The sequence below is a fragment of the Microbacterium thalassium genome, from assembly GCF_014208045.1.
Lineage (GTDB): Bacteria > Actinomycetota > Actinomycetes > Actinomycetales > Microbacteriaceae > Microbacterium > Microbacterium thalassium.
On the sequence record NZ_JACHML010000001.1, the window covers coordinates 3,387,404 to 3,410,314 of the forward strand.

The 22,911-nt window shown below is 73.8% G+C and carries 25 protein-coding genes; 9 read left to right on the forward strand and 16 right to left on the reverse strand.

The features are described 5' to 3' along the window. Nucleotide 1: 1 nt before the first annotated feature. From mftC to mftA, 3 genes are read right to left on the reverse strand one after another with little or no spacing between them, the layout of a single operon-like run. Nucleotides 2–1,261, reverse strand: a complete 1,260-nt coding sequence (mftC, locus tag HD594_RS15840; RefSeq protein WP_246414079.1) for a mycofactocin radical SAM maturase — start codon at nucleotides 1,259–1,261, stop codon at nucleotides 2–4. Then, nucleotides 1,258–1,545, reverse strand: coding sequence for a mycofactocin biosynthesis chaperone MftB (gene mftB, locus HD594_RS15845; RefSeq protein WP_184751925.1), 288 nt, complete (start codon nucleotides 1,543–1,545; stop codon nucleotides 1,258–1,260). Before mftB ends, mftC begins: the two co-directional genes overlap by 4 nt. Further along, nucleotides 1,530–1,625, reverse strand: a complete 96-nt coding sequence (gene mftA, locus HD594_RS15850) for a mycofactocin precursor MftA (RefSeq protein WP_184751927.1) — start codon at nucleotides 1,623–1,625, stop codon at nucleotides 1,530–1,532. Before mftA ends, mftB begins: the two co-directional genes overlap by 16 nt. A 120-nt stretch (nucleotides 1,626–1,745) precedes the next feature. On the opposite strand from mftA, the gene mftR reads away from it, so the two are divergent. Then, nucleotides 1,746–2,372 carry a mycofactocin system transcriptional regulator gene (gene mftR, locus HD594_RS15855; RefSeq protein WP_184751929.1) on the forward strand — a complete coding sequence of 209 codons (627 nt, stop codon included), beginning with the start codon at nucleotides 1,746–1,748 and terminating at the stop codon, nucleotides 2,370–2,372. After that, the gene (locus tag HD594_RS15860) at nucleotides 2,369–4,018 is read left to right on the forward strand and encodes a GMC family oxidoreductase (RefSeq protein ID WP_221446651.1); all 1,650 of its coding nucleotides are present in this window, start codon (nucleotides 2,369–2,371) and stop codon (nucleotides 4,016–4,018) included. The genes mftR and HD594_RS15860 overlap by 4 nt, the downstream gene beginning before the upstream one ends. Here HD594_RS15860 and HD594_RS15865 read toward each other — a convergent pair. The 5 genes from HD594_RS15865 to HD594_RS15885 form a co-directional block, all read right to left on the reverse strand. After that, on the reverse strand, nucleotides 4,015–4,611 hold the full coding sequence (locus HD594_RS15865; protein ID WP_184751933.1) for a GNAT family N-acetyltransferase: 597 nt from the start codon (nucleotides 4,609–4,611) through the stop codon (nucleotides 4,015–4,017). The two genes, HD594_RS15860 and HD594_RS15865, sit on opposite strands and share 4 nt — an antisense overlap. A 162-nt stretch (nucleotides 4,612–4,773) precedes the next feature. Next, on the reverse strand, nucleotides 4,774–5,898 hold the full coding sequence (locus HD594_RS15870; RefSeq protein WP_184751935.1) for a sulfate/molybdate ABC transporter ATP-binding protein: 1,125 nt from the start codon (nucleotides 5,896–5,898) through the stop codon (nucleotides 4,774–4,776). Beyond that, nucleotides 5,895–6,716 carry an ABC transporter permease gene (locus tag HD594_RS15875; RefSeq protein ID WP_184751937.1) on the reverse strand — a complete coding sequence of 274 codons (822 nt, stop codon included), beginning with the start codon at nucleotides 6,714–6,716 and terminating at the stop codon, nucleotides 5,895–5,897. The genes HD594_RS15870 and HD594_RS15875 overlap by 4 nt, the downstream gene beginning before the upstream one ends. Continuing rightward, complete coding sequence (modA, locus tag HD594_RS15880; protein WP_184751939.1) at nucleotides 6,713–7,486, reverse strand: molybdate ABC transporter substrate-binding protein; 774 nt, start codon at nucleotides 7,484–7,486, stop codon at nucleotides 6,713–6,715. The genes HD594_RS15875 and modA overlap by 4 nt, the downstream gene beginning before the upstream one ends. 1 nt (nucleotide 7,487) lies before the next feature. After that, a complete protein-coding gene (locus HD594_RS15885) occupies nucleotides 7,488–7,880 on the reverse strand; it encodes a TOBE domain-containing protein (protein ID WP_184751942.1) in 393 nt (130 codons plus the stop codon). A 172-nt stretch (nucleotides 7,881–8,052) separates the two neighbouring features. Between HD594_RS15885 and HD594_RS15890 the strand changes: the two genes are divergently transcribed. Genes HD594_RS15890 through HD594_RS15910 form a run of 5 tightly spaced genes read left to right on the forward strand, consistent with a single transcriptional unit; the run spans nucleotide 8,053 to nucleotide 12,098 of the window. Further along, nucleotides 8,053–9,177: a ThiF family adenylyltransferase gene (locus HD594_RS15890; RefSeq protein ID WP_184751944.1), complete on the forward strand. Its 1,125-nt coding sequence runs from the start codon at nucleotides 8,053–8,055 to the stop codon at nucleotides 9,175–9,177. Then, nucleotides 9,174–10,412 carry a molybdopterin molybdotransferase MoeA gene (locus HD594_RS15895; RefSeq protein WP_184751946.1) on the forward strand — a complete coding sequence of 413 codons (1,239 nt, stop codon included), beginning with the start codon at nucleotides 9,174–9,176 and terminating at the stop codon, nucleotides 10,410–10,412. Before HD594_RS15890 ends, HD594_RS15895 begins: the two co-directional genes overlap by 4 nt. Next, nucleotides 10,409–10,888, forward strand: a complete 480-nt coding sequence (gene moaC, locus HD594_RS15900) for a cyclic pyranopterin monophosphate synthase MoaC (protein WP_184751948.1) — start codon at nucleotides 10,409–10,411, stop codon at nucleotides 10,886–10,888. Before HD594_RS15895 ends, moaC begins: the two co-directional genes overlap by 4 nt. Further along, a complete protein-coding gene (locus tag HD594_RS17580; protein WP_271171134.1) occupies nucleotides 10,885–11,865 on the forward strand; it encodes an NTP transferase domain-containing protein in 981 nt (326 codons plus the stop codon). The genes moaC and HD594_RS17580 overlap by 4 nt, the downstream gene beginning before the upstream one ends. Further along, nucleotides 11,865–12,098, forward strand: coding sequence for a MoaD/ThiS family protein (locus tag HD594_RS15910; protein WP_184751950.1), 234 nt, complete (start codon nucleotides 11,865–11,867; stop codon nucleotides 12,096–12,098). The genes HD594_RS17580 and HD594_RS15910 overlap by 1 nt, the downstream gene beginning before the upstream one ends. 20 nt (nucleotides 12,099–12,118) lie before the next feature. Here the strand turns inward: HD594_RS15910 and HD594_RS15915 are convergent, their stop codons facing one another. From HD594_RS15915 to HD594_RS15925, 3 genes are read right to left on the reverse strand one after another with little or no spacing between them, the layout of a single operon-like run. After that, nucleotides 12,119–12,547, reverse strand: a complete 429-nt coding sequence (locus HD594_RS15915) for a molybdenum cofactor biosynthesis protein MoaE (protein WP_184751952.1) — start codon at nucleotides 12,545–12,547, stop codon at nucleotides 12,119–12,121. Further along, nucleotides 12,547–13,035 (reverse strand): MogA/MoaB family molybdenum cofactor biosynthesis protein, encoded by a 489-nt coding sequence (locus HD594_RS15920; RefSeq protein WP_184751954.1) that lies wholly within the window; start codon nucleotides 13,033–13,035, stop codon nucleotides 12,547–12,549. Before HD594_RS15920 ends, HD594_RS15915 begins: the two co-directional genes overlap by 1 nt. Nucleotides 13,036–13,087: 52 nt before the next feature. Continuing rightward, nucleotides 13,088–14,674 (reverse strand): SDR family oxidoreductase, encoded by a 1,587-nt coding sequence (locus tag HD594_RS15925; RefSeq protein ID WP_184751956.1) that lies wholly within the window; start codon nucleotides 14,672–14,674, stop codon nucleotides 13,088–13,090. A gap of 119 nt (nucleotides 14,675–14,793) precedes the next feature. On the opposite strand from HD594_RS15925, the gene HD594_RS15930 reads away from it, so the two are divergent. Further along, a complete protein-coding gene (locus HD594_RS15930) occupies nucleotides 14,794–15,006 on the forward strand; it encodes a three-helix bundle dimerization domain-containing protein (protein ID WP_184751958.1) in 213 nt (70 codons plus the stop codon). A 7-nt stretch (nucleotides 15,007–15,013) separates the two neighbouring features. Here HD594_RS15930 and HD594_RS15935 read toward each other — a convergent pair whose 3' ends face one another. The 4 genes from HD594_RS15935 to HD594_RS15950 form a co-directional block, all read right to left on the reverse strand. Beyond that, nucleotides 15,014–17,422, reverse strand: coding sequence for an FdhF/YdeP family oxidoreductase (locus HD594_RS15935; protein ID WP_184751960.1), 2,409 nt, complete (start codon nucleotides 17,420–17,422; stop codon nucleotides 15,014–15,016). Nucleotides 17,423–17,706: 284 nt separating this feature from the next. Continuing rightward, on the reverse strand, nucleotides 17,707–18,321 hold the full coding sequence (locus HD594_RS15940; protein WP_184751962.1) for a DUF305 domain-containing protein: 615 nt from the start codon (nucleotides 18,319–18,321) through the stop codon (nucleotides 17,707–17,709). A gap of 16 nt (nucleotides 18,322–18,337) precedes the next feature. Continuing rightward, on the reverse strand, nucleotides 18,338–20,257 hold the full coding sequence (locus tag HD594_RS15945; protein WP_184751964.1) for a helicase HerA-like domain-containing protein: 1,920 nt from the start codon (nucleotides 20,255–20,257) through the stop codon (nucleotides 18,338–18,340). Between the two features lie 10 nt (nucleotides 20,258–20,267). Further along, the gene (locus HD594_RS15950) at nucleotides 20,268–20,957 is read right to left on the reverse strand and encodes a phosphatase PAP2 family protein (protein ID WP_184751966.1); all 690 of its coding nucleotides are present in this window, start codon (nucleotides 20,955–20,957) and stop codon (nucleotides 20,268–20,270) included. Nucleotides 20,958–20,992: 35 nt separating this feature from the next. Between HD594_RS15950 and HD594_RS15955 the strand changes: the two genes are divergently transcribed. Continuing rightward, nucleotides 20,993–21,487 carry a nitroreductase family deazaflavin-dependent oxidoreductase gene (locus HD594_RS15955; protein WP_271171133.1) on the forward strand — a complete coding sequence of 165 codons (495 nt, stop codon included), beginning with the start codon at nucleotides 20,993–20,995 and terminating at the stop codon, nucleotides 21,485–21,487. A 6-nt stretch (nucleotides 21,488–21,493) separates the two neighbouring features. On the opposite strand, the gene HD594_RS15960 is transcribed toward HD594_RS15955, so the two are convergent. Continuing rightward, nucleotides 21,494–22,873, reverse strand: a complete 1,380-nt coding sequence (locus HD594_RS15960; RefSeq protein WP_184751968.1) for a multidrug effflux MFS transporter — start codon at nucleotides 22,871–22,873, stop codon at nucleotides 21,494–21,496. Nucleotides 22,874–22,911: the final 38 nt, after the last annotated feature.

Genomic DNA, 22,911 nt, shown 5'->3' on the forward strand with positions numbered 1-22,911 from the left:
GTCAGCCCGCGGGCGGCGTGAACCCCGTGAGCGGGTCTTCCGCGCAGGCGTGCACGGGCTGCTGGGACACCTGCTTCTTGCGGGAGATGGTGACCTTGACCGGGCCCATGCCGGATCGGACGGGAGGGCTGGTGCGGTGGGAGTGGTCACCCATGGGCTTGGGCGGCGTGAGCTTGTCCTTGTCCTTGAGCATCTGCTCGCCGTAGCCCTGGACGCACTCGGGGTCGGGTCCGTCCAGCGGCAGTCCCGTGAAGAACTTCGCGGCCATGCATCCGCCCTTGCACGTGTCGTAGAACTGACACGACGAGCACGCGCCGCCGGACTGCGGCTGCCGCAGCTTCGTGAACAGGTCGGACTCGCGCCACACCGACGCGAACCCGCCGGTGTCGCGGACGTTCCCGGCGAGGAACTCGTCGTGGATCGCGAACGGGCACGCGTACACGTCCCCGACCGGGTCGATGAGGCACACCACCCGTCCCGCGCCGCACAGGTTCAGCCCCGGCAGGGCCTGCCCGTACGCGGACAGGTGGAAGAACGAGTCGCCGGTGAGGACCTGGTCGCCGTGCGCGACGAGCCAGTCGTACAGCTCCCGCTGCTGCTCGGGCAGCGGGTGCAGTTCGTCCCACACGTCCGCGCCGCGGCCCGACGGGCGCAGGCGCGTCAGCCGCAGCTGCGCACCGTACTCGTCCGCGAGCGCCTTGAAGTCGTCCAGCTGCCCGATGTTGGTGCGGGTGCACACCACCGACAGCTTGAAGTTCTTCATGCCGGCGTCGCGCAGGTTCGCCATCGCACGGATCGCGGTGTCGTACGAGCGGCCGCCGCGGATCGCGTCGTTGACCTCGGCGGTCGCTCCGTCGAGCGAGATCTGCACGTCCACGTAGTCGTTCGCCGCGAGCTGCGCGGCCCGCTCCGGCGTGATCTTCACCCCGTTCGTGGAGAACTTCACCCCCACGTGGTGCGCGGTGGCGTAGTCCAGCAGCTCCCAGAAGTCCGACCGCACCGTCGGCTCGCCGCCGCCGATGTTCACGTAGAACACCTGCATCCGCTCGAGCTCGTCGATGACGGCCTTGCACTCCTCGGTCGACAGCTCCCGCGGGTCCCGTCGACCCGACGAGGACAGGCAGTGCACGCACGACAGGTTGCACGCGTACGTCAGCTCCCACGTCAGACAGATCGGCGCATCCAGCCCCGACTCGAAGTGGTCCACGAGCCGCCCCGGCTTCACCGGGGCCTGGTGCTCTGCGATCAGCTCCATGGTCATGCTGCACGCTCCTGAAGCATCTTCGAATCCGCCAGCGTCGACAGCGCCGACACGTACATGTCACGGGATGCCGCAGGCACCCCGGCCTTCTCCATCGCCACCCGCGCGGACGGGGCATCCGCGAGGCCCTCCACGACCGCCAGCAGCGTGCGGTCCTTCAGGAACGACAGCTTCCGCGTGCCGAAGTGATACAGCAGCGCGCCGAACGGCTCGGGACGGACCGACACCTGCGGATGCAGCCGCCACGCGGCATCGGCATCCAGCACGATCAGTACACGCCGCACATGCCGTCGATCGACACCTCTTCGACGAGGGCGTCCTCGGCGACGGCGTCGGTGTCCACGGTGTTCTCTTCCGGGGTCATCTCATGCTCCTTTGCGTGATCGGCATCGTTGGCGCTCATCGCGCTTGTCGGGATAATAGTGACACTCAGTGCCTGAATGGAAGCACTCCTTCGGTGTCATGGAAGACGAGGAGGTTCGGCATGGGCGATGACGCCGCGCCGGGACGCATGCCCGGTCGTGCGCGCGCGACGACGCACGGTCATCTCAGCCACGTCGCGCTCGAGCTGTTCGTCTCGCACGGCTTCGACGACACCACCATGGACGACGTCGCCGATGCCGCCGGTGTGTCGCGGCGGACGCTCTTCCGCTACTACCCCTCGAAGAACGACCTGCCGTGGGGCGACTTCGACGGCATGCTGACCTCGATGCGGGAGCACCTGGCGTCGATGCCGTCCGACCTGCCGCTGACCGACGCGCTACGGCAGGCCGTCCTCACGTTCAACGAGTTCCCCGCCGAGGAGCGGGATCTCCATCGCGAGCGGATGCGGCTGCTGCTGACGGTGCCGGCGCTGCTGGCCCACTCGACCCTGCGCTTCACCGCGTGGCGGCAGGTCGTGGCCGACTTCGCCGCCGAGCGCATGGAGCGCCCCGCCGAGGCGCTGGAGCCGCAGGCGCTGGCATGGGCGTGCCTGGGCGTGTGCATCGCCGCGTACGAGCAATGGCTCGCGGACGACGACGGGGATCTGCTGCGGCTTCTCGACGCCGCCTTCTCCTGGGTGGGAACCGGCGCGACCGTCGCGGCGACCGGCGGAGAGGATCGAGTGTGACCCGAACTCTCATCGTCGGCGCCGGCGGCTCCGGCATCCCGCTCGCCGTCCGCCTGAGCGAGGACCCGGACCGCGAGGTCATCCTCCTCGAGGCCGGCGAGGCCGACGGGCCGACCCCGCCGGAGCTGCTCGACGCGTCCACGGTGCAGGGCGCGATGCCCGGACACGCGGCCAACTGGGCCTACCCCGGCAACCTCACGCCCGACCTTCCGTACATGATCGCGCGCGGGCGCATCCTCGGCGGCTCGAGCGCCCTCAACGGCGCCTACTTCGTGCGACCGCGTCCCGTCGACTGCGCGGCGTGGGCGGCGCAGGCGGGGCCGGAGTGGTCGTACGACGCCCTGCTCCCGGCGATGCGGGCGATGGAGGCGGATGCCGACCACCCGGATGCCGCCGCGCACGGCGCCTCGGGCCCGATGCCCATCAGCCGGCCGCCGCAGACCGGCCGCGCCGCACGCGCGTTCACGGCGGCGGCGGTCGAACTCGGGTTCGCCCGCGAACCCGACAAGAACGACTCCGACGCCCCCGGCGTCGGCCCCGTACCGGCGAACATCGTCGACGGATGCCGCATGAGCACGGCGCTGACCTACCTCGACGACGACGCCCGCGCGCGCATCGACATCCGCGGCGGGACGCGCGTCACGCGCGTGCTCATCGAGGGCGGTCGCGCGATCGGCGTCGAGACCGCCGACGGCGTCATCCGCGCCGACGAGGTCGTGCTGTCGGCCGGCGCCATCGGCTCGGCGCACCTGCTGCTCAGCAGCGGCATCGGCCCGCGAGCGCAGCTCGAGGCGTTCGGCGTCGACGTCGTCGCCGACCTCCCCGTCGGGGCGGCGTTCAGCGACCATCCCGACATCGCCGTGGGCTGGCAGGCGAAGCGGGCGGTGTTCGACCCCCGCGAGGCGTTCGCCTTCCCCACGGCGCTCAACCTCGACTCGGGCGCCGGCGACGCCGCCGACGGCGACCTCGAGGTCCTGTTGTCGGTCAAGCCCCTCGGCTACCTGCTGACCGGGTCCACCCACGGCCTCGCGGCCGGGATCGGCCACGGCCTGCGGCATCCGATCCGCACCCTGCGCTCGCTGCTGGGCGCGTCCGTGCGACGGATGGCCGAGCAGATCCACCACTTCCACGACCTGCAGCTGATCGTGGGGCTGCAGCTGCCCGCAGGCCGCGGGACGATCACGCTGGCCTCGGCCGATCCGCTGCATCCGCCCCGGATCGACTACCGCTATCTCGAGGACCCGGGAGACCTGGCGCGCATGCGGGTCGGCATCCGCACCGCCGTCGCGCTGCTGCGGTCGCGGGCGTTCGCCGGGCTCTTCGACCACCTCACCGAGCTCGACGACGATGTCCTGGACGACGACGACCGCCTCGACGCCTGGATGCGGGGGCACCTCGGCACCGCGATCCACATGTGCGGCACGGCGCCGATGGGCGCCGTCGTCGACGGGCACGGGCGCGTGCACGGAATCGCGGGCCTCCGGGTCGCCGACACGTCGATCCTGCCGCGCGTGCCGTCGCGAGGGCCCTTCGCGTCGGCGGTGCTCGTCGGCGAGCGGATCGCCGAGCTCATGCGGGACGAGCCGGCAGGCGACGCGGCGGATGGGGCGGTGCCGGGCGGCGCCCGCGGGCGCAGCCGTTCCTAGAGGCGCATGGCGAGCGCCTGCACGCCGTCGTGGGACCGCACGCGCGTGAACCCGATCCGCTCGTAGAAGGCGATCGCGGCCTCGTTGCGCGCGTCGGCGACCAGGTGCAGGCCCGTCACGCCGGCCTCGCGCAGCGCGGCGGCGAGCGTGTCGATGAGGCGCCTGCCCCAGCCCTGGCCCTGCACCTCGGGCAGCAGGTCGATGTGCAGGTGCGCGGGATGCGCGTCGCCGTACGGCTCGGCGCCGCCGCGGCGCCCGTAGGCGTAGATCAGCGTGCCGTCCTGACGGGTCCGCTCGACCTCGGGCCTCGGCCAGCGGTCCGCGAAGCGCGGCCACCAGGAGCCGGCGAACCAGTCCTCGAACGCGCGCGTGTCGGGGGCGCCCACGACGTATCCCGCGACCCGGCCGTCGTCGGTCTCGACGACGAAGGCGAACTCCGGGTGCCGCGCGACGTACGGCAGCACGAACACCTCGCCCCACAGGTCGTCGTCGGCGAAGATCCCGGTCGCGTCGGCGCCGGCATCCGCCGTCTTGAGGCAGATGTCGGCGAGCGCGGGCTCGTCGCCCGGGCGGAAGGGTCGGATGCGGGGCACCGGCCGAGTCTACGACCCGCCGGTCGTCGCGAACGGCGGGGATCCCCGTCACGAGCGGCGGGGATCCCGGCGGACACGCCGAGCCGCTGACACCGTCGACGGCGGGTCGCTTCGGATCCCCGCCGTTCGTGACCGCGGGGTCGGGAGCGCCGCGCAGGACCGTCAGTCGTGTTCCTCCGAGGCGGCGGCTTCGGGCCCCGGCACCAGCCGCACGGCGGCCGGGTCGACGCGCAGCCGCACCGGCGTTCCCGGTGCGAGCCGCAGGGCGGCGGCGGCATCGGCGGGGAGGTCGGCCGCCACGTCCGGCTCGCCGGTGCGCACGCGCACGCCGGCGGGCGTCGGCTCGAGCCGCGACACACGCGCGAGCCATTCACCCGGCTCGGTTCCCAGCCGCAGCGCGGCGGTCCACGAATCGGCCGCGACAGCGTCGACGGTCACCGCCGAGGGCCGGAACACCGCCGCCGCGGCGCGGCCGTCGAGGCCGGATGCCGCCGCCTCGGTCACCGGGATCCCCACGCGCCGGGTCTCGAGGCTCCCGCCGCGCACGACGCCCTCGACGCGGTTCATGCCCGCGACGGCCGCGGCGAACGGCGTCGCTGGTTCGGCCAGCACAGCGCGCACCGGGCCGGACTGCGTCACGCGTCCGTGCTCGAGCACCGCGAGGTGCGCGGCCAGCGCGACGGCGTCGACCGCGTCGTGCGTCGCGACCACGGCGGTCGTGCGGGTCGCGGCCAGCTGGGCGGCGAGCAGGGCCCGGATGTCGGCCGCCGTGTCGATGTCGAGCGAGGTGAGCGGCTCGTCCAGCAGCAGCACGGCGGGTTCGGTCGCGAGCGCGCGGGCGAGCGCGACGCGCTGCTGCTGGCCGCCCGAGAGCTGGGCGGGGCGCCGGGACCCGAGCCCGGCCAGCCCGACGCGGTACAGCCAGTCATCGGCGTCGCGCTCGGCACGCTCGCGCGGCACGCCGTGCGCGCGTGGTCCGAAGACGATGTTCTCGCGCACCGTCATGTGCGGGAACAGCTGGGCGTCCTGACCCAGCAGCACGACCCCGCGCCGTGACGGGGGCGTGCGCACGCGCGGCCGGGCGGAGTCCAGCATCCGCTCCCCCACCCGCACGTGGCCGTCGCGCGGTGCGACGAGCCCCGCGAGCACCGCGAGCAGCGTCGACTTGCCCGCGCCGCTCGGCCCCATCACCGCGAGCGTCTCCCCGGCGGGGACCGCGATCCGGGCGTCCAGCGCGAACCCGCCGCGGGCGAGCACGACGTGCGCGTCGAGGGCCGACGCCGTCATCGCGGTGTCTCCGCCCGCCAGGCCCGCACCAGCACCAGGACGGCGATCGTCGTCACCAGCAGCAGCAGCGAGAGCGCGACCGCGGTGCCCTGCGACACCCCGGCGCCGTTGAACGCCGTGTAGATCGCGAGGGGCATCGTGCGCGTGACGCCCGGCGCGTTGCCGGCGAACAGCGCCGTCGCCCCGAACTCGCCCACGGCGCGCGCGAAGCACAGCACGATGCCCGCGACCAGCCCGGGGCCGGCCAGCGGCAGCGTCACGCGGCGCAGGATCGTCCAGCGTCCGGCGCCGAGCGCGGCCGCGGTCTGCTCGTAGCCGACGCCGGTCGCCCGCAGCGACCCCTCGACGGCGAGCACGAGGAACGGCAGCGCGACGAACGCCTGCGCGATCACGACCGCCGTCGTCGTGAACGGCAGGCGGATGCCGGCGTCGGCCAGCAGCTGGCCCGCCCACCCGTTGCGGCCGAACAGGAACAGCAGCGCGACGCCGCCGACCATCGGCGGCAGCACGAGCGGAACCGTCACGAGCGCCCGCAGCACGGCGGCGCCGCGCGGGTTCATGCGCGCGATGGCGAGCGCGAGCGGCACGCCGAGCACGACGCACACCGCGGTGGCGACGAGGCCGGTCGACAGCGACAGACCGAGCGCCGACAGCGCCTCGGGCGAGGTGACGTCCTGCCACAGCGTCGACCACTCGACGCGCGCGACGAGCGCCGCGAGCGGCACGATCAGCAGCGCGAGCCCGAGGACGGCGGGGACGGCCAGCACGCGCGGGACGAAGCCGCGCGCGCCGACGGCGACCGGTTCGCGCGTGCTCACGGCGCCCCGAAGCCCTGCTCGGCCAGCACCCGCTGCCCCTCGGCGCCGAGGACGAAGTCCACGAACGCGCCGGCGGCCGCGGGGTGGGCGGCGCCGGCGAGGGCGACGATCGGATACCGGTTGACGACGTCGGTCGCGCCCTCGGCCTCGACCGCCTCGACGCCGTCCGCGCGGGCGATGTCGGTCGCGTACACGAGACCCGCGTCGGCTTCGGCGGCGGCGACCTTGGTGAGGACGGCCGTGACGTTCTGCTCCTCGCTCGCCGGGGTCACGTCGACGCCCGCGTTCGCGAGGAGGACGGCGGATGCCGCACCGCACGGCACCGCGGCGGCGCACAGGACGACGGCGGCGCCGGGATCGGCCAGATCCTCGAGGCCTGCGATGCCCCGGGGATCGCCTGCCGGCACCGCGATGACGAGCGTGTTGGTCGCGAACACGCGCGGGTCGGTCGCCAGGCCCGCGTCCGCCACCGCCTGCATGTTCGCCTCGTCCGCCGACGCGAACACGTCGGCCGGAGCGCCCTCGATCAGCTGCGTGGCCAGCGTGCTGGATCCGTCGTAGACGATGGGGCGCACATCGATCCCCGGGTGGAGGCGCTCGAAGGCGGCGGCGAGCTCGTCGAACGCCGCCCCCAGCGAAGCGGCGGCGTACACGGTCACCTCGGCGTCGGCCGGATCGGCCGCGGAGGCCGCCGACGAGGCGCCCGCGCACCCGCTCAGCGCGAGTGCGGCGACCACGGTCGCGGCGGCGATCAGGACGGCTCGGCGCATGTCACCGCTTCGGCGTCTCGACGATGACGTTCGTGGCCTTCACGACGGCGACGGCGAGTCCGCCGACCTCGAGTCCGAGCTCGGAGACCGCCTCGGCCGACAGCAGCGAGACGACGCGGTGCGGCCCCGACTGGATGTCGACCTGCGCCATCACGCCGTCGACCTGCACGCGCGTCACGAGCCCGACGAACCGGTTCCGCGCGCTCGAGAGCACGTCGGTCGGGTCGGCCTGCTCGGCGGCCATCTCGGCGGCGCGCGCCGCGAGCGCGTCGCCCGGGATCTCGGCCGGCGTGGCGTCGGTGACGGGGAGGATGCCCGCATCCGCCCATCGCCGCACGGTGTCGTCGCTGACGCCCAGCAGCCGGGCGGCCTGCGCGATCTTGTAGCTCGGCATGGTCGCCACGCTAGCACCCGCATCTGCGGATCGAGGCCCTCTGATCCTCCGCATCCGCGGATCGTAAGGTCTCCGAGGGAGCCGATGCGCCGTCCGCCGCCCACCGGTGACGAGACGGGGACGCATGCGGCACGCCGGGCCACGGCGACCGGCCGCGCATTAGCCTGGGGGCATGCCCCTCCCTCCGCTCGTGGAGCCGGTCGCGGCGCTGTCGCCCGCCGAACGCGCCCGCACCGCGCGGCACCGCGCTCTCGCGCAGCTCGGCGAGCTCGGGCAGCGGCGCCTCGCCGCCGCGCACGTCGCGGTCGTCGGCGCCGGCGGACTCGGCTCGCCGGTGATCCTCGCCCTCGCCGCCGCCGGCGTCGGCACCCTCACGGTCATCGACAACGACGACGTCGAGGCCTCCAATCTGCAGCGCCAGGTGATCCACCGCCGCGAGGACGTCGGCGCGGCCAAGGTCGACAGCGCCGCCCGCGCCGCCGCGTCGCTGTCCGACACCGCCGTGACCGGCGTCCGCGAGCGCCTCACCGCCGGCAACGCGACGCGGCACCTCACCGGCGCCGATCTCGTCATCGACGGGTCCGACACGTTCGACACGCGCGAGGCGGTCGCGGCGGCGTGCGAGGCGCTCGGCGTGCCGCTCGTGTGGGGCACGGTGCAGGAGTTCGACGGGCAGGTCACGGTGTTCTGGGCGAAGCCGCCCGCGGGCGTCCCGGGCGTCCGACTGGGCGACCTGTACCCGCCGGGGTCCACCGGCGACGTGCCCACGTGCGCGGATGTCGGCGTGCTCGGCGCGCTGTGCCTGCAGGTCGGATCGCTCATGGCGCTGGAGGCCGTCAAGCTCATCGCCGGCATCGGCGATCCGCTGCTCGGCCGCGTCCTCGTGGTCGACGCGCTGCGCGCACGGCAGCGCGAGGTCCCGCTGCGGGCCGCGCGCACGGATGCCGTCCCGCCCCCGGCATCGGCGGGCGAGGCGACGGGCGCCGAGCCGGTCATGCCGTCAGCGCCGCCGCTCGTCCAGCCGAACGACCTCGACCCGGATGCCGCGACCGTCGTCGACGTTCGCGAGTCCGGCGAAGTCGCCCAGGGCATGATCCGCGGCGCGCTGCACATGCCCCTCGCCCGGCTGCTCGCCGACCCGCGCGCCCTCGACGGAGCCGCCGACCTCGTGATCGTGTGCCAGGCCGGGGTCCGCGCGCGACGCGCGGCCGAGGCGCTGCAGGACGCCGGCATCCCGGCATCCGTCCTCGCCGGCGGCATGGACGCGTGGACCGCGCATCACGGAGCGCGCGCATGAGCGGCGCGCGGCTGATCGAGGTCGAGGCGCACCGCGCCGCCGTCCTCGCGGCCGTGCGCCCCGTCGACGACGTGGAGCTCGCGGTGCGCGACGCCGACGGGCTCACGCTGCGGGAGCCCGTGCGGGCGGCCGTCGACATCCCGGTCTTCGACAACTCCGCCATGGACGGCTTCGCGGTGCGCTTCGCGGACGTGGCGGGCGCCGCCCCGGAGACCCCGGTGACGCTGCGCGTCGTCGCAGACCTCCCCGCCGGCACCGACCTGGATCCGCCTCTTGGCGCCGGCGAGGCCGCGCGCATCATGACCGGATCGCCGATGCCCGCCGACGCCGACGCGGTCGTGCCGTTCGAGGACACCGCGGGCGGGCTGGCCGACTCCCTCGGCGACGTCATCGTGCAGCGGGCGCCGGCCCGGCGCGGCGCGCACGTGCGGCTGCACGGCGACGACGCGTCCGCCGGCGACGAGGTCCTGCCCGCCGGCGCCGTGCTCGGACCGCTCCAGCGCGCCGCGGCGGCGGCGGCCGGCGTCGACCGCGTCGTCGTCGCGCGGCGGCCGCGCGTCGCCGTCGTCTCGACCGGGTCCGAACTCGTCCCTCCCGGCGAGCCGCTGCGGCGCGGGCAGATCCCCGAGTCCAACAGCGAGCTGCTCACCGGCCTCGCGCGCGACGCGGGAGCCGAGGTCGTGCTGCGCCTCACCGTCCACGACGACGGCGACGGCCCGGTGCGCGCCGTCGCCGAGGCGCGCGCGCTCGGCGCCGACGCGATCGTCTTCTCGGGCGGCGTGAGCGCCGGCGCCTACGAAGTGGTCAAGACGACGCTCGCGGACGCCATGGCGTTCACGAAGGTCGCGATGCAGCCGGGCAAGCCGCAGGGCTTCGGAGCCCTCGACGACGGCACGCTGCTGTTCGGGCTCCCGGGGAACCCCGTCAGCTCCGCCGTATCGTTCGAGGTGTTCGTGCGCCCGGCGCTGCTGTCGATGCAGGGCCGCGCCGAGCTCGCGCGCCCGGTGCTGCGTCTTCCCGCGGCGCGCGGGTGGCGCACCCCGCCCGGACGCCGCCAGTACCTTCCCGTCACGATCGACCGCAGCGACCCGGCCGCGTGGCGCGCCGTGCCGGCGACCGGCGGCGGCTCGCACCTGGCGGGCGGGCTCGGCGGCGCCGAGGCGTACGCCGTCGTGCCGGCCGAGACCGAGCGCGTCGACGCCGGCGACCTCGTCGATGTCATGCTGATCTCATGAGCTTCACCCACCTGGATGCCGCCGGCCACGCGCGCATGGTCGACGTGACGGACAAGCAGCCCACCGTGCGATCGGCCACCGCGCGCGGGTTCGTGCGCTGCTCGCCCGACGTCGTCGCGGCGCTGCGCGACGGATCCGTCCCCAAGGGCGATGTCCTCGCGGTCGCCCGCATCGCCGGCATCCAGGCCGCCAAGCGCACGCCCGAGCTCCTTCCGCTCGCCCACGTCATCGGCGTGCACGGCGCCGTCGTCGACCTCGACATCGTCGACGACGGCATCGAGGTCGAGGCGACCGTGCGCACCGCCGACCGCACGGGCGTCGAGATGGAGGCCCTCACGGCCGTGTCGGTCGCCGGGCTCGCCGTCGTCGACATGGTCAAGGCGCTCGACAAGGGCACCTCGATCGAAGGCGTCCGGATCGTCGCGAAGACCGGCGGCAAGAGCGGGGACTGGGTGCGCCCCGGCGAACAGCCGTGAGCTTCGGCGCGATCCTGCTCGCCGGCGGCCGCGCGTCGCGGCTCGGCGGAGCCGACAAGCCGCTGCTGCGGATCGGCGACGAGACGCTGCTCGACGCCGCGATCGCCGCCGTCCGCGACGCCGGAGCATCCGACGTCGTCGCCGTCGGGCCCGACCGCGGGCGCGACGTGACGTGGGTGCGCGAGGATCCGCCGTTCGCCGGTCCCGCCGCGGCGGTCGTCGCGGGCCTGGACGCACTCGCGACCGAGCCCGAATGGGTCTACGTCCTCGCGTGCGACCTGCCGAACGTGCGCGCCGCCGTGCCCTTCCTCGCCGAGGCCGCAGCCCTCGTCCCCGCCGACACCGACGGCGTGTGCCTGGCCGACGCCACGTCGCGGCCGCAGTGGCTCACCGGCGTCTACCGCACGCGGGCGCTGCGGGCGGCGGCATCCGCTCTTCCCGGCGCCGGGCGGGACGCGCCCGTGCGCGCGCTCACCGCCGACCTCGCCGTGGCGGCGCTCGCCGACCCGGGTGCGCTGTCGGCGGACGTGGACACGTGGGACGACGCCGCGCGCCACGGCGCGACGCACGAGGGCGTGCCGGCCCTCGCGACTCGTGCCAGGATCGAGACATCGGCAGCCGACGAACGCGTGCCGAACGAGGAGGTCACCATGAGCGATCAGTCCCAGACCCTTCCGCCCGAAGCGCTCGACGAGTGGGCCGAAGCGCTGTGCTCGACACTCGGCCTCACCGCCGACCAGCTGCCCGTGGCGGCTGTCCTCGACCTCGCCCGCGACGCCGCACACGGCGTGGCACGCCCCGCGGCGCCCGTCGGAGCCTTCGCGGCCGGCGTGGCCGCAGGCCTGGCAGGCGGAGACCCGGATGCCGTCGCCCGCGCGATCGGCGAGGTCGTCAAGCTCGCGCGCGGCACCGCCCACATCGACGAGGACGCCGAAGCGGAAGAGAGCGCCGACACCGGCGTGATCGGGATCGCCTAGTGCCCCGCGTCCGCTACTTCGCGGCGGCCGAGGAGGCCGCCGGCCGTGATGAGGAGACGCGCTCCGAGACGACGCTCGGCGCGCTGCGCGTCGCCGTCGCGCGGCAGTACCCGGGACTCGGGGGCATCCTCCCCCGCTGCGCCGTGCTCGTCGGCGGCGAGCGCGTGGGCGACGACGCGGTGCTCGGCGACGCCGACGTCGTCGACGTCCTGCCGCCGTTCGCCGGCGGCTGAGACCCGGCGACGGAGGCGGCTCAGCCGCCCAGACCCTTCCAGGCCGTCGTGCCGTCGGCCTCGACCTGACGCTTCCACACCGGCAGATCGGTCTTGATCGTCTCGATCACGGCGCGGCACACCTCGAACGCCTCGGCGCGGTGCGGGGCGGCGACGGCGATGACCACCGCGGCCTCCCCCACGGCGAGCCGCCCGACGCGGTGGCTGACGGCGACGAGGGCGCCGGTCTCGCCGATCGCGGACACGGCGATCTCACGCAGCTTCTGCTCGGCATCCGGGTGCGCGCTGTACTCCAGCGCCACGACCTCGCCGCCGGCGTCCGGGTCGTGATCGCGCACGATGCCGACGAACGACGTCACGGCGCCGTGCTCGGCGTCGGTCACGGCGCCGACGTGGGCGCCGACGTCGAGCGTTTCGGCGCTCATGCGGGCGATGCGCACCGCGTCCATCAGTGGTCTCCTCCGTCGAGCTGATCGAGGATGTGACCGGCAAGGGCGACGATCACCGGCATCCCGTCGCGGACGCCGCCGGTCGAACCCGGCAGGTTCACCACGAGCGCACCGCCGGCCGAGCCGTCCGCCACGCCGGCGACGCCGCGGGTGAGCAGGGCGGCCGGCACCTGCTCGGCGCCACGCCGGCGCAGCTCCTCGGCGATCCCGGGGATGATGCGGGTCAGCACGCGCGTCGTCCCCTCGGGCGTCTCGTCGCGCGCGGCGACGCCCGTGCCGCCGGTGGTCACCACCACGCGTGCCCCCGAGGAGAGCGCGGCGCGCAGCGCACGCTCGACGCTGTCGGCGCCGTCGGGCACGACGGCCGCGTCGGGGCACGCGTACCCGGCGGCCCGCAGCGCCTCGACCGCCAGCGGTCCGCTGCGGTCGGGCCGCTCGCCGCGGGACGAGCGGTCGGACACCGTGATCACGGCGGCGGGCGTGGGCATGGCACCAGCCTACGAGCCCGGCGGCGCGGGTCGGCGTCGCGATGGGCCCGCGTCAGGCGCCGGCGATGTCAGCGGATGCCGGGACGACGGCCTCCGATGCCGCCGGCTCGTCGGCGAGCTGCTCGGCGGCCGCGGTGATGCGGGCCGCCATGCCGGCGAAGATGAAGCCGTGGAAGGGCAGCACCGCCAGCCAGTACAGACGCCCGGCGAGGCCCTGCGGGAAGAACACCGCCCGCTGGTCGTAGCGCGACCCCTCGCCCTCCGGCGAGGCCCGCAGCTCCAGCCAGGCCAGGCCCGGCACCTTCATCTCGGCCCGGAGGCGCAGGAACGACCCCGGCTCGAGCGCCTCGACCCGCCAGAAGTCCAGGGCGTCGCCCACGGCCAGACGATCCCGGCTGCGCCTGCCGCGGGCGAGGCCGATGCCGCCGATGAGGCGGTCCATCCAGCCGCGGATCGCCCACAGCAGCGGGGACGAATACCACCCGTTCTCGCCGCCGATGCCCTCGATGACGCGCCACAGGGCGTCCGGCGGCGCCGTGGTGGTGGCGGTGCGGGCGTCGGTGAACACCACCCGTCCGGCCCAGTCGGGGTCGTTCGGGAGCGGGTCGCTGGGGACGCCGAGCACCTCGGCATCCGCCCAGCTCGTCTCCACCGCGTCCTCGCGCTCTCGGCCGAGCGCCAGGGCCACGGCCTTGCGGTAGGGCGTGAGACCGTCCAGCGGCGGCCGGATGAGTTCGTCGACGTCGTGGTCCTTCATGATGCACTCGTTCTGCAGCGACGCCACGAGCGGCCGCGCGATCGAGCGCGGGATCGGCGTGACGAGATTCACCCAGTGCGAGGCGAGGTTGGGGGTGAACACCGGCAGCGCCGCGATCGGACGCTGATGCAGCCCCGCCTCGACGGCGTAGCCGTTCATCATCTGTCCGTAGCGCAGCACGTCGGGCCCGCCGATGTCGACGGCGCGGTTGACCCCGGGGTCGACCCGCGCGGCCCCGAGCAGGTAGTGCATGACGTCGCGCACCGCGATCGGCTGGATGCGGTTGCGCACCCACTTGGGCGCGGGCATGTACGGCAGCACGTCGGTGAGGTGCCGCACCATCTCGAACGACGCCGAACCCGAGCCGATCACGACGCCCGCCTGCAGCACGAGCGTCGGCACGCCGCTGGCCAGGAACACCTCGCCCACCTCGACACGCGAGCGCAGGTGCGGCGAGAGCGGCACACCCTCGGGATGCAGACCCCCGAGGTACACGATGCGCCCGACACCGGCATCCACGGCCGCGGCGGCGACCGTGCGGGCCGCGATCAGATCGGCGTCGGCGAAGCCGCGACCGGCGGCCATCGAATGCACGAGGTAGTAGAGGACGTCGGCGCCGGACGCGGCGGCGGCCATGGCATCCGCGTCCTCGGCGGCGCCCGAGACGACCTCGACCTCGTCCCCCCACGCGAAGGCGGCCACGCGCGCGGCGTCCCGCGCGAGCACGCGCACGCGGTACCCGGCCGCCAGCAGCCGCGGTACGAGCCGCCCGCCGATGTAGCCGGTCGCACCCAGCACGAGTGCGCGGGGCGCCGTGCCGTCGGCTCGCGCGTGCGCGCGCAGGGCCTCCTCGCGGCCGGTCGGGGCGCTCAGGTCGGTCATGATCGTGACGCTAGCGGGCGCAACGGGCTCGGTTCAACGCCTTGACACGGCGTCCCGCGATCCTGGGCAAACCCCGCGATCCCTGGCCGATCGCCCCGGGATTCGGGGACAATGGCCGCATGAGTCGCACGAATCCGGCCAACGAGTACGAGGCGTTGGCGTATGTCATCGAGCGCCTCGTCACCCGTTTTCCGGGCGTGGACGAGGACGAGATCACCGTCATGGCCGCCGAGGAGCTCGAGAGCTTCGACGCCGCCCGCCTGCGGGACTACATCCCGCTCCTGATCGAGCACGGTGTGCGTCAGCGCATCCAGGTGCATCTGGCCGCCTGATCCCCGATCAGTCGTCGGCGCGGCGCTCGAGCCGCACGATCACCGACTTCGACGTCGGCGTGCCGCTGACGTCCGCCACCGAGTCCAATGGAACCAGCACGTTCGTCTCGGGGTAGTACGCCGCGGCGTTCCCGCGCGGCGTGCGGTAGGCGACGATGCGGAACTCGGACGCGCGACGCTCCTGGAACGCCCCGTCCGGGCCCGCCCACTCCGATACCAGATCGACCACGTCTCCCTCGGCGAACCCGAGTTCGGCGATGTCGTGCTGGTTGACGAGCACGACGCGACGGCCGTGGCGGATGCCGCGGTAGCGGTCGTCCTCGCCGTAGACGGTGGTGTTGTACTGGTCGTGCGAGCGCAGCGTCTGCAGCAGCAGCCGCCCGCGCGGGATGCGGGGGTACTCCAGCGGATTCGCGGTGAACCGGGCCTTGCCCGACGCCGTCGCGAACCGGCGGGCGTCGCGCGGGCCGTTGGGCAGGTGCAGCGTGCGGCCCTTGTCGATGCGCTGCTCGAAGTCGTCGAAGCCGGGCACGACGTTCTGGATGTGCGTGCGGATGAGGGCGTAGTCGGTCTCAAGCGCCTCCCAGTCGGCGTGCGGCACCCCGCGCGCCTCGGCGGCGTCGGCCGCCTCGCCCGCGGGACGCTCGGCCTGCCCGCGCTCGGGGTGGCCGTCGTGGCTCGGCGCCTCGACCGGTTCGGCGCCCGGGGCGAACAGCATCCCGCACAGCCGCGCGAGGATCGCGACCTCGCTCAGCATGTCCTCGCTCGGCGGAGCGAGACGGCCGCGCGAGGAGTGCACGGCGCCCATCGAGTCCTCGACGGTGACGCGCTGCTCGCGGCCGCCGCGCCGGTCGCGGTCGGTGCGGCCGAGGACGGGCAGGATGATCGCGCGCTTGCCCGTGACCACGTGCGAGCGGTTCAGCTTGGTGGAGACCTGGACGGTGAGGTCGACGCGGCGCATCGCGTCCTCGACGACCTCGGTGTCGGGGGTGGCGCTGACGAAGTTGCCGCCCATCCCCATGAAGAACCGGGTCTTCCCGTCGCGCATGGCGCGGATCGCCTCGACGGTGTCGTAGCCCTGCTCGCGCGGGGCCGTGAACGAGAACTCCTCGTCGAGGGCGGCGAGGAACGCCTCGGCGGGCTTCTCGTAGATGCCCATCGTACGATCGCCCTGCACGTTCGAGTGTCCGCGCACGGGGCACACACCCGCTCCCGCGCGACCGATGTTGCCCTGGAGCAGCAGGACGTTCACGACGTCGCGGAGCGTCGGCACGGAGTGCTTGTGCTGGGTGAGCCCCATGGCCCAGCACACGATGGTGGCCTTCGCCCGGACGACCTCGTCGGCGATCGCGCGCAGCTTCTTCTCGGGGATGCCGGTCGCCGCGACCAGTTCGCGCCACGGGACGTCGGCCATCGCCTGCCGGTAGGCGTCGAAGCCGTCGGTGTGCTCGGCGATGAAGTCGTGGTCGACGATGCCGGCGCCGGCCGCATCCTGCTCGAGGATGTGCTTGCCGATCGCCTGGAACAGCGCCTGATCGCCCCCGAGGCGGATCTGCACGAACCGGTCGGCGAGCTTCGTGCCTCCCAGCAGAACGCCCTTGACCGTCTGCGGGTTCTCGAAGCGCACAAGGCCGGCTTCAGGCAGCGGGTTGACCGCGATGATGCGGGCGCCGCGCGACTTCGCCTTCTCGAGGGCGCTCAGCATCCGCGGGTGGTTCGTGCCGGGGTTCTGGCCGGCGACGATCAGCAGGTCGGCCTCGTGGATGTCGTCGATCGAGACGGTCCCCTTGCCGATGCCGAGCGTCTCGTTCAGCGCCGATCCGCTGGACTCGTGGCACATGTTCGAGCAGTCGGGCAGGTTGTTCGTGCCGAACCCGCGCACGAGCAGCTGGTACAGGAACGCCGCCTCGTTGGACGTGCGTCCCGACGTGTAGAACGTCGCCTCGTCGGGGTCGTCCAGAGCCTGGAGGTGATCGGCGATCTCGCTCAGCGCGTCGTCCCACGAGATGGGGCGGTAGTGCGTCGCCCCTTCGTCGAGCACCATCGGATGCGTCAGACGCCCCTGCTGCCCGAGCCAGTAGTCGTCGTGCCCGTTCAGGTCCTCGATCGAGTGCTCGGCGAAGAACTCCGGCCCGACCCGGCGCAGCGTCGCCTCCTCGGCGACGGCCTTCGCGCCGTTCTCGCAGAACTCCGCGAGGTGGCGCTTGTCCTCTTCGGGCCACGCGCAGCCCGGACAGTCGAAGCCGTCCTTCTGGTTCACGCGCAGCAGCGTCTGGACGCTGCGGGCCACGCCCATCTGCTCGTACGAGATCTCGAGGGCGTGCATCACCGCGGGAACGCCCACCGCGACGCGCTTGGGGTGCGAGACGCGCAGGCGCGCCTCGTCGATGTCGGATGCCGGGGGCTTCGTCGCCATCCCCCCAGGCTATGCCCGCGGGAGCCGGCGCGGGCCGCCACTTCCACCCAGCGGGTCTCCGCCGATGCCCGCACGCCGCGCATCGGCCACCGCCGGCGTGCGCACCGAGACTCCGGATTGCCGGCGAGACCCGGGTTTCGCACCGAGACACCGGCCGAACGCGCTGTGTCTCGGGCGGATGCGTGTGCCTCGCGCGGATGCGCGTGTCTCGGGCAGATGCGTGCGTCTCGGGCGGATGCGCGTGTCTCGCCGGAACCAGCGGCGCGGCGGCGGCGCCGCCGGCATCACGGCAGGAGCGTCGCGAGCACCGCGTCTTCGCTCTCGGCCTGCGCGATCGCGTCGCTGGCGGCATCGGTCACCCAGGCGTTCGGGTCGTACTCCAGCACCAGCTCGGCGAACGCGGTCACGCCGGCGTTCTGCGCGATCATGAGCTCGGCGAAGCCCTGCTCCGCCTCGGTGCCGCTGGATTCGCTGTAGCGGCGCAGATCCGACCAGCCGGGCAGGCCCACCATCGCCGAGTGGTCGTCGTGGCCGGCGCACGGACCGACCTCCGTGCGCTCGAGCGGCCTCGCGGACTTCCACTCCAGGTACACCTCGCGCAGCTCCGCGAGCTGCTCGGACTGCTGGTCGTAGACGTCCTGGGCGATCGCGGTGGCCTCCACCGAGACCCCCTCGGCGTTGAGCAGGATGTCGGCGAGGTCCACCGCCTCGGCCCGGTAGTAGATCATCGCCTCGACGTAGCAGTACTCGGTCTCGCCGAAGTCCTGCTCCGCCGCGCCCGCGGTCGGCTCGGGGCTCGGCGCCGGGTCGCCCACGGCGGACAGCGCGATCGCGATCCCGGCGCCCGCGACCGCGACGGCGACGACCAGCGCGACGACGACCGGGGCCTTCCTTCGCATCGGATGTCCCGCCGCGTCAGCGGCGTCCCGTTCCGAACACGCCGCGGATCACGCCGTCGAGGATCGTCTCCGTGGACGGGGACGACAGCAGCTGCTCCAGCGGAGAGCGCCGAGCGCGGCTGGAGCGCGAGCGGGACGTGCGGGTCTTGCCCGAGGTCTGGCGCAGCAGCCGCTCGTACTCCTTCTGCGCCTTGCGCTCGGCATCCGCCTGGGCCTTGTCGATCGCCGCCTGCTGCTTGGCGAACTCGGCATCGATGCGCGCCTTCTCGAGCGCGGCCTCCTCGGCGGCCTCGGCGTCGCCCGCGGCCTTCAGCTTCGCCGTGAGGATCTCGCGCGCCGATTCGCGGTCGATCTCGGTGCCGTACTTCGCCAGCAGCGGGGATGCCGCCACGGCGGCCTCGACCGCGGCGCGGGGGGTCGGCGACATCAGGCCCTGCGGGGCGCGCAGCCGCGTCCACGCGACCGGAGTGGGCGCGCCCTTCTCGCTCATGACGGTGACGATCGCCTCACCGGTGCCGAGCTCCTGCAGCACGCGCTCGAGGTCGTACCCCGAGCGGGGATACGTCCCGACCGTCGCCCGCAGCGCCTTCGCGTCGTCGGGCGTGAACGCGCGCAGCTGGTGCTGCACGCGCGAGCCGAGCTGGGCGAGCACGTCACCGGGCACGTCCTTCGGGGTCTGGGTCACGAAGAACACGCCCACGCCCTTGGAGCGGATCAGCCGCACCGTCTGCACGATCGCGGCGATGAAGTCCTTCGACGCGTCGCGGAAGAGCAGGTGGGCCTCGTCGAAGAAGAACACCAGCTTCGGCTTGTCGAGGTCGCCGACCTCGGGGAGCAGCTCGAACAGCTCGGCGAGCAGGTACATCAGGAACGTCGAGAACAGCGCCGGCTGGTCGGCGACCCCCGGCACCTCGAGCAGGCTGATGATCCCCCGGCCGTCCTCGACGGTGCGCAGGAAGTCGGAAACCTCGAACTCGGGTTCGCCGAAGAAGACGTCGGCGCCGGCGTCGGCGAACACGATGAGCTCGCGCAGGATGACGCCCGCGGTCGAAGCCGACAGCCCGCCGAGATCCTTCAGCTCGTCCTTGCCGGCGTCGCTCGTGAGATAGGCGAGCACCGATCGCAGATCCGACAGGTCCACCAGGGCGAGCCCGTGCTGGTCGGCGTAGTGGAAGACGAGCTTGAGGCTCGACTCCTGCGTCTCGTTCAGGCCGAGCACCTTGCTCAGCAGCAGCGGGCCGAAGCCGCTGACGGTCGCGCGCACCGGCACGCCGGTGCCGATGCCGCCCAGCGCGAAGTACTCGGTGACCGATGCCGCAGGCGCCCAGTCCTGGCCGATGCCCGCGGTGCGCGCCAGCAGCTTGTCGCTGGGCGTCCCGGGCGTCGCGACGCCCGACAGGTCGCCCTTGATGTCGGCGGCGAAGACCGGCACGCCGTGCGCCGCCAGCTGCTCGGCGAGCCCCTGCAGCGTGCGGGTCTTGCCCGTGCCGGTGGCGCCGGCGATGAGCCCGTGCCGGTTCGTCATCGCGAGCGGGATGCGCACCGGGACATCGGGCAGCGGCTCGGTGTTCACGAGAGCGCCCATCTCGATCGCGGCGGCGGCGAACGCGTAGCCGTCGCGCACCGCGGCGACCTCGTCCGCGTCGAGCGGCCCGGCTCCCGGCCCGGCGGGCACCGCCGCCTCCGCGGCCGCGGACGCCGATTCGACGGCGTCGGGCGCGGGCTGGGCGGCGGCGGGAGCGGATGCGGCCGCTCCGGCATCCGCAGCGCCCCCGGTCAGCCGCGCCTTCGCGAGCTCCGCCTCGGCCGCGGCGAGCGCGGCCTTCGCCTGCGCGGCCTGGAGCGCCGCCTCGGCGGCGGCGGCCTCGGCGCGCAGGCGCTGGAGTTCGGCTTCGGCCGCGGCGAGGGCGGGATCGGACTCGGGCAGCGCGCTCATGCGCTTCAGCCTAGCCAGGTGCGGGGTCGTGACCCGGCGCCTTCTCGGGCGCGCGCACGGCGCCGTGCCGTTCGGCCTCGGTCGCGAGCGGCTTCGCGAACGCGGCGGCCACCAGCAGGGCGGCGCCGGCGCCGATGATGGCCCCGCCGACGGTGTCGCTGAGCCAGTGCGCACCGAGGTACGTGCGGCTGAAGGCCATCGCAACGGTCCACACGAGGCCGGCGAGAGCCACCCACACGCCGGGGAAGATCACGAACAGAGCCGTGGCGATCGTGGCGGCGTTGGCGACGTGCCCGGAGGGGAACGAGCCGAAGTCGCTCGTGACGATGATGTCCTCGGGCCGCGCCCGCCCCACGGCGTGCTTGAGGATCTGCACGATCGCGACGCTCACGATCTCGGCCGCGACGAAGTACCCCGCCGCCCACGGCCGCCGCATCACCAGCAGCACGACCACGATCAGCGCGGGCAGCGCGAAGACGCCGAACCACCCGCCGCCGAGCCAGTCCATCGCGTACGAGAACGTCAGCAGCACCGGTCCGCGGGAGGCGGCGAGGAAGTCCTGCCACGCCTGATCGAACCCGAACGGGGCATCGCCGATCCCGACGACGATGCCGATCGCGAGCAGGATTCCGGCAGCGACGAGCCCCGCCCCGATCCACAGCGGACGGCGGTAGGCGACGCGCACATCGGTCTCGGCCATCCCGTCATCCTGCCATCGCGCGGGATGATGAGGGGGTGCCTGGCCTCAAGGACGTCGTCCGCGCTATCATCGCGCCCCTCACCCGCACCCGCTGGTTCCGTCGGGTCGGCCCGGTGTTCCTGCCGCCGTTCGAGCGCTTCATGAAGGGCATCACGGGCGGCCGCCTGCAGGTGAGCGGCATCCTGGTGCCGTCGCTGGTGCTGCGCACGACCGGCGCGCGCAGCGGCGAGCCCCGCGAGGCCGAGCTGATGTACACACCCGACGGCCGGGGCCGCGCGATCGTGGCGGGCACGAGCTTCGCCCGCAGCCGCCACCCCGCGTGGTCGACGAACCTCCTCGCGCACCCGGACGCCGAGATCACCGTGCGCGGCAGACGGATGCCGGTGCACGCGAGTCTCATCCCGGACGACGAGCGGGATGCCGCGTGGGCGCGCATCGAAGCGCAATGGCCCGGCTACCGCGCCTATGAGAGGGAGTCGGGGCGCACCGTGCGCCTGTTCCGGCTGCAGCCGGTGCGGCGCGACGGCTGAGCCCTGCTACGGGGCCAGCTGGGCGACGGTGCGCGGCCGGATCACGAACAGCACGGTGGCGACGGCGATCAGCAGGCAGCCGACCATGACCGAGGCCATCGTGGTCGCGGTGATGCCGGCATCCTTCGCGATCCAGCCGACGAGCGGCGAGATCACGCCGGCGACGCCGAAGTTCGACGCGCCGATCAGCGACTGCGCCGTGCCCGCGGCCTTGCCGTGCCGGTCGAGCGCGAGCACCTGCACGGTCGGGAACGTGAAGCCGACGCCGGTCATGAACAGGAACAGCGGGATCACGGTCCCCCACAGCCCGAGGCCGAGCTGGTCGTTGACGATGATGACGGATGCGGCGAGCGCGGCGGCGGCGGTCGAGAAGAGCATGACCCACTGCGGGCCGAACCGCGCCGCCAGCCGCGCGGAGACCTGCACGCCGAGGACGATGCCGACGGAGTTCGCCGCGAACAGGAGCCCGTACTGCTGCGGATCGAAGCCGTAGGTCTCCTGGAACAGGAAGGGCGACGCCGACAGGTACGAGAACAGGCCGCTGAAGTTCATGCCGCCGACGATGAGCACGCCGATGAAGACGCGGTCGCCGAGGACGCTCCGGTAGCGCTGCCACACGGTCGTCGCGCCCTTGTCGTGCCGACGCGCGGGCGGCAGGGTCTCGGGCACGAACACGGCGGCCGCGACGAGCATGACGGCGCTGTAGAGGGCGAGGACGACGAACACGCCGCGCCACGGCATGACCAGCAGCAGCGCCGAGCCGAGCAGGGGCGCGATCACGGGCGCGGCGCCCGAGACGAGCGCGAGGCGCGACAGCATGACGACCAGGCGCTTGCCGCCGAACAGGTCGCGGACGATCGCGGCGGCGACGACGGCGCCGGCCGCGGCCCCCGCGCCCATCAGCACGCGGGCGACGAACAGCAGCTCGAGCGTGGGGGCGAGCGCCGCGGCGATGCTCGAGAGCACGTGGATCGCCGTGACCACCAGCAGCGGGACGCGGCGCCCCACCTTGTCGCTGAGGGGGCCGACGATCAGCTGTCCCAGCGCGAAGCCGATCATGGTGCCGGTGAGGGTGAGCTGGATCGCGGCCGACGTCGTCTGGAAGTCGGCCTCGAGCACCGGGAACGCCGGCAGGTAGAGGTCGACCGTGAACGGTCCGAGTGCCGTCAGCGCGCCCAGCAGGATGACGTAGAGGACGCGGCGGCGCGTCGAGATCGAATCGCCCGGGTGGAGGACGATCGGCGCGGTCGCCGGGTCTGATCCGAGCGTGCGGATCGCGCCCGTCGGCGAGCCATGGCGGGGGTGCGGCTCGGGGCTGCGACCGGCGTGAGGAGGCTGATCGGGGGCGTCCGGGCGGATGACCGGATTGGCGGCGGTGTCGAACATGGCGAGTCTTCGTTTCGGCGGCGCGGGCGTCGACACCG